The organism is Trebonia sp. (assembly GCF_049794275.1).
Taxonomy (GTDB): Bacteria; Actinomycetota; Actinomycetes; order Streptosporangiales; family Streptosporangiaceae; genus Trebonia.
In genome coordinates, this window is the sequence record NZ_JBARCR010001086.1 from 1 (window position 1) to 4,672 (window position 4,672).

General features: G+C 68.3%; 5 protein-coding genes and 1 pseudogene. 3 read left to right on the forward strand and 3 right to left on the reverse strand.

Translation table 11 applies throughout. The features are described 5' to 3' along the window. The 3 genes from WA805_RS27065 to WA805_RS27075 all read right to left on the reverse strand — a co-directional run. A partial coding sequence (locus WA805_RS27065; protein WP_424564377.1) for an anti-sigma factor family protein occupies positions 1-300 on the reverse strand: 300 nt, incomplete at its 3' end. An 8-nt stretch (positions 301-308) separates the two neighbouring features. After that, entirely contained in the window at positions 309-845 is a 537-nt protein-coding gene (locus tag WA805_RS27070; protein WP_422274404.1) for a sigma-70 family RNA polymerase sigma factor, read from the reverse strand. A gap of 215 nt (positions 846-1,060) precedes the next feature. Continuing rightward, entirely contained in the window at positions 1,061-1,321 is a 261-nt protein-coding gene (locus WA805_RS27075) for a MoaD/ThiS family protein (RefSeq protein ID WP_422274400.1), read from the reverse strand. A 114-nt stretch (positions 1,322-1,435) separates the two neighbouring features. Between WA805_RS27075 and WA805_RS27080 the strand changes: the two genes are divergently transcribed. From WA805_RS27080 to WA805_RS27090, 3 genes and pseudogenes are all read left to right on the forward strand, one after another. Then, on the forward strand, positions 1,436-2,179 hold the full coding sequence (locus tag WA805_RS27080) for a winged helix-turn-helix domain-containing protein (protein ID WP_422274402.1): 744 nt from the start codon (positions 1,436-1,438) through the stop codon (positions 2,177-2,179). A 26-nt stretch (positions 2,180-2,205) separates the two neighbouring features. After that, positions 2,206-3,120, forward strand: coding sequence for a mycothiol synthase (mshD, locus tag WA805_RS27085; RefSeq protein WP_422288475.1), 915 nt, complete (start codon positions 2,206-2,208; stop codon positions 3,118-3,120). Between the two features lie 652 nt (positions 3,121-3,772). Next, positions 3,773-4,672, forward strand: a pseudogene (locus tag WA805_RS27090) (hypothetical protein); the annotation flags it as partial.

Below are 4,672 nucleotides of genomic sequence, written 5' to 3' on the forward strand. Positions count from 1 at the left end.
ACGGCGAGCCGACGTCAGGTCGATGACGGTCGCCAGCAGCTCACGAGGCGGCTCGGTCCCGCCCTGGCCGACGGCTGCCAGACTGGCGGCGCTCGCAGGCGGCCCGTCGCTCTCCGCGAGCGCGAACGCCTCTTCCGCGCCGACCCGGGAGAGCAGCGCGGGTATCCCTGCCAGCCCGGCGAGCTCGTCACGGCAGTCGCGGCAGCCGGCCAGATGGCTGTCTACCAGCGCGCGCTCGGCCGGGTCGATGGCGCCCAGCACGTACACGCCGAGCGACAGCCGGGCCTCAGCACAATCCATCTGCCGCGTCATGGCGCTAGTCCCCGTTCCTGAAGGGCAAGCTTGAGCGCCTTCAACGCATAGAAGGTGCGCGATTTCACGGTCCCGGGGGGTATCCCGAGGATGGCCGCGGCCTCCGCCACCGAGCAGCCCCGGTAGTAGGTCTCCACGATCACCTTGCGGTGGTCGGGCCGCAGTGTGGCCAGCGCCTCGGCCACTGCCCAGGATTCGAGGGTGCGGTCTGCGTCGTCGTCGGCGGGCAGCGTGTCGAGCATCGCCTGCCCGACCTCCGGCGGCCTGGACTGGCGCGCCCGGTAGGCGTCAACCGCCAGGTTGCGCGCCACGGCGAACAGCCACGGCCGGGCCGGCCGGTCGGCGAGCGCCTCCGGGTGGCGCCACGCCCGTACGATGGTTTCCTGCACTAGGTCCTCCGCCCGTTGCCTGTCGCCTCCGGTCAGGTGCAGGGCGTACCGGAGCAGAGCGCCGCCATGTTCGGCATAGAGCGCCCTGATAAACGCCTCATCGGCCACGTCTTCCCGCTGCGCGGCCGTTCCAGCGCCCGGCACATTAGCTAGTACGTGATCCGATGGCGACTGGTTCAGGTCACTAGGAGAATTTTCCTGCCCGGGCTGACCTGGCTCGCTGCTCTCGGTCACTGACCGGGCTCCTTATTGCTCGCGGTCGCAGCTCGACTCCTCATGGATATACCCGGAGCGTGAAGAACGTCACGTTCTTTGGGTAACTCGGCCCGGTGGCCGGCACCGGGGACGGCGGGCCTCGGTCAGCCGCCGGCGAACGGCGGCAGCACCTCGACTACCGCGCCGTCGTCGAGCAGCACGGACTCCTTGGCCGCGCGGCCGACAGGAGTGGCGTTTACCAGGAACGATGACCTGGCAAGGACGTTCCGCAAGGGATCGTCAGGTGTCCGGCCGGACACGACCGCGTCGAGCGCCTCGGCGAGCGTCGCCGCTTCCACCGACTCCTCGGGCACGCGAGCGGCGGCCTTGGCGGCGGCCCAGTACCTGACGGTGACCTTGCTCATGTCAGCTATCCTCACTTCAACGGGACCTTGGGCGGTGTTGCCCCCGGGTCCCGTTTGTGTTTATACAGAAACAATGATGACGCGCATGTCGTCACGACTGGAGGTGGGCATCAGGTGAGCGAGTTGCTGCTGGTGACCGGCGTCCTGGAGCCGTCAACCGAGGTGTTGCCGGCCCTCGGGCTGCTGCTGCACTCGGTTCGCGTGCTGCCCGCGGACGCGTCGGCGCTGGTTGAGGCGCCGCCGGCGGACGTCATCCTCGTCGACGCGCGACGTGACCTGGCTCATGCCAAGAGTATCTGCCGTCTGCTGCACACCACGGGCCTTGACTGCCCCATGCTCGCCATCGTCACCGAGGGCGGCCTCGCCGCGGTCAGTGCCGAATGGAACGCCGACGATGTGATCTTGAACACCGCGGGTCCCGCGGAAGTCGAGGCCAGGCTCCGGCTAGCCACCGGACGCCGGGCCCTGCGCGCCGCGGCCGACGCGCCAGATGAGATCAGGTCCGGCGACCTCGCGATCGACGAGGCCACGTACTCGGCGCGGCTGCGCGGCCGCGTGCTCGACCTGACGTTCAAGGAGTTCGAGCTGCTGAAGTTCCTCGCGCAGCACCCTGGCCGGGTGTTCACCCGGGCCCACCTGCTGCAGGAGGTCTGGGGCTACGACTACTTCGGCGGCACCCGGACGGTGGACGTGCACGTCCGCCGGCTGCGCGCCAAGCTCGGCCCCGAGCACGAGGCGCTCATCGGCACGGTCCGCAACGTGGGCTACCGGTTCGTGCCGGTCAAGGGCGTTCCTGAGGACCGTGACGGCGGGATGCTCGCTACGGACCCGTCGGGCAGCGTCACGGCGGACCGGTGACCTCGCCAGGCGACCGGCAAGACCCGATCCGCATCAGCGAAGGCCCGCTCGAACCGGACCAGGCCGGGCAAGTCCTGGCGCTTGCCGACGCCGCGCGGGCGACGGACGGCGTGGCGCCGATGTCGGAGAACGTGCTGCTGCAGATCCAGCATGGCAGCGGCTCGCTGGCGCGTGACCTGCTGCTGACCGTCGACGGCCCGGTGGCCGGGTACGCGCACCTCGACGGCCCGGACGCCGGTGAAGACGGAGACATGAGCGGTGAACTCGTCGTCCATCCGGCGCACCGGCGGCGCGGCTACGGGTCGGCGCTGATCTCGGCCGTAGTCGCGGGGGCGGAGGAGCCCGGAATCCGGCTGTGGGCGCACGGCGACCTGCCCGCTGCCGCGGCGCTCGCCAGGTCGGCCGGCTTCACCAGGTTTCGCGCGCTGTGGCAGTTGCACATGCTGCTCACCGGCCGCGCGCTCCCTGCGCCAGCCTGGCCGGCGGGAGTGTCGGTGCGGACGTTCCGGCCGGGCGAGGACGAAGACGAGTGGCTCGCGGTCAACGGGCGGGCGTTCGCCCACCACCCGGAGCAGGGTTCCTGGACAAGGAAGGACCTGGAGGTCCGTGAGGGGGAGCCCTGGTTCGACCCGGCGGGCTTCTTTATCGCCGAGCGAGACGGGCGGATGGCCGGCTTCCACTGGACGAAGGTGCACCCGGCGGACGGCGATGGCGGCGCGCCCATCGGCGAGGTGTACGTGGTAGGTGTCGATCCCGGCCAGCAAGGCGGCGGCCTTGGCCGCGCGCTCACCCTCGCCGGAGTGGCACACCTGCAGCGCCTCGGCCTCACCCAGGTGATGCTCTATGTCGACGAGTCGAACACGGCGGCCACCAGGATGTACACCGCGCTGGGCTTCAGCCGGTGGCACACCGACGTGATGTACCGGCGATCCGGGCCCTAGCTGCTAGATCAGCCGCACGCTGGACAGACGCCAAGCGCGGCGTCAAGTTCTGAGGACGAAAGCGGTCCGTCGCTCGCGGCGACGGCACTGAGCACTTCGGCGTAGAGTTCGATCTCGTCTAGGGCCACGTCATCGTGGAGACGGAGATCGACCTGCCTGGGAATCGTGCTCACCTCCATCGACCGGGCACTCGCTCCTTTGTCCTTTAGGTTACGTCGCGACACCATTCCTCCGCATGACCCATCGGGGTCATTCGAACCCACCCTTACGTATAGTTTTACCCGCCTTCCCGGTAACGATTCCGCGAACATGTGGCGGAACGCGTCTCCGTGCTGTATCCGGACATTTGGCTACTTCAGGATCAGAGTCCTCATTGTCCTGGCGAGCCACAAGTGGCATCATTTGACTCGTTATGTCCGAGTTAGCCCGGAGGTTGCGTTGTCATAGCGTAACTGCTTGACTACATGCTACGTTACGGATCGTCCTCGGTCCACTACGCAGATCACATCCCACGGCCCCGTGCGTTCGGCAACATCGGATATAACGGGATACTCAGCCGTTCGGGTTGCGGCAGTCGTCCCACGGGGGAAGAGTCGGGGGCAACTGTTCTCCTACTCAGGACTCCTCAGGACTCATAGATTCCCGTGATGACATGAATGAAAATAGCGATCTCCTGCCGAATCTTCTGCACGAAGAATTCGAGATGCAGATGCGCGGCTACAGCCGCCGCCAGGTTGACGACTTCGTAGCGCGCCGCAACAACGAGATCCGCGAGCTGGAGCAGCGTCTCGCCCGGTCACTTGACGAGAGCGAGCACCTGCGGCGTGAAATGTCCACCGTCCGCCAGCAGGCGCTAGCCGGCAGGCCGGCGCACGAGGAGGTCAGCGAGCGCATCGCCCAGATCCTCAGGCTCGCTGACGATGAGGCGAAGGCTCAGAAGAGCAAGGCTGACGACGACATTTCCAAGCTTCGCGCTGAGGCTCAGCAGGAGTCAGAACGAGTCCGCGCCGACTCGCGCGAGCAGGCTGAACGGATGCTGACGGCGGCGCAGGAGCAGGCCGAGCGCACGATCTCCGCGGCGCGGAACGAAGCGGACAAGACCCGTACGGCAGCGCGCACGGAGGCGGACCGGCTGACCAGCGACACCAGGAAGAAGGCGGACGCCGCGCTCGCCAACGCCAAGTCGCAGGCCAAGAAGGTGCTCGACGAGGCCACCGCCCGCGCCACGGCCATCCATGACGGCGCCGAGCGCAGGCTCAACCTGCTGAGCACCCGGCACACGGACACCGTCCGGCGGCTCACCGACATCCTGGACGGCGTGCAGGGTCTTGTCGCAGCGGAAGCCGCCCGCATGTCGCTTGAGGAAGAGGTCAACCAGTCCGTCAGCAAGGCGGTCAGCCTGGCCGAAGCGGCCGACTCCAGCGACGGCAAGGACGCGGACGACCTCGATCTAGCGTTGCTGGCGCCCCCGGCGCCCGAGACGGTCGCCGTCGGCACCCCGGCACCGCCGCGCGATGCCCAGCAAGGCCGTCCGCCGCAGCCGCCGCAGTCC

Excerpts from the sequence above, each read along its gene's own strand:
- WA805_RS27075 (WP_422274400.1), bottom strand. The coding sequence starts at position 1,321 with ATGAGCAAGGTCACCGTCAGGTACTGGGCCGCCGCCAAGGCCGCCGCT.